Genomic DNA, 408 nt, shown 5'->3' on the forward strand with positions numbered 1-408 from the left:
ATTGAAAGGTGTTACTGACCGGACGCCTCGAGCATCAGGTCAGCGACCTCGCCCGACATCATCAACCGGTTGCGCCCGGCCTCCTTGGCGGCGTAGAGCGCCTCGTCGGCAGCTTCGACCAGCGTGGCCACGCCCGCGGTGCGCTCCAGCGCCGGCCGGCAGGCTGCGCCGCCGATCGAGGCGGTGACGCATCCGGCCGGCAGATTTGTGCTGTGCGCGAGGCCGGCCTCGTGGATGACGCTGCGGATCCGCTCGCCGATCCGGGCGCAGCCGGCAGCGTCGGTGTTCGGCAGCAGCATCGCGAATTCCTCACCGCCATAGCGCGCGGCCAGATCGCCGGCGCGCTCCGTCTCGGCCGCGATGATCTTTGCGACCAGACGCAGGCAGGCATCGCCGGCGGGATGGCCG

1 protein-coding gene is annotated in these 408 nt (G+C 70.8%); it reads right to left on the bottom strand.

What is annotated here, in order from left to right:
• Positions 1 to 11: 11 nt before the first annotated feature.
• Positions 12 to 408: GGDEF domain-containing protein (locus tag JHD07_RS36170; protein WP_291630890.1), on the bottom strand; the 397-nt coding region annotated here is incomplete at its 5' end.

The organism is Bradyrhizobium sp. (assembly GCF_016462955.1).
Taxonomy (GTDB): domain Bacteria; phylum Pseudomonadota; class Alphaproteobacteria; order Rhizobiales; family Xanthobacteraceae; genus Bradyrhizobium.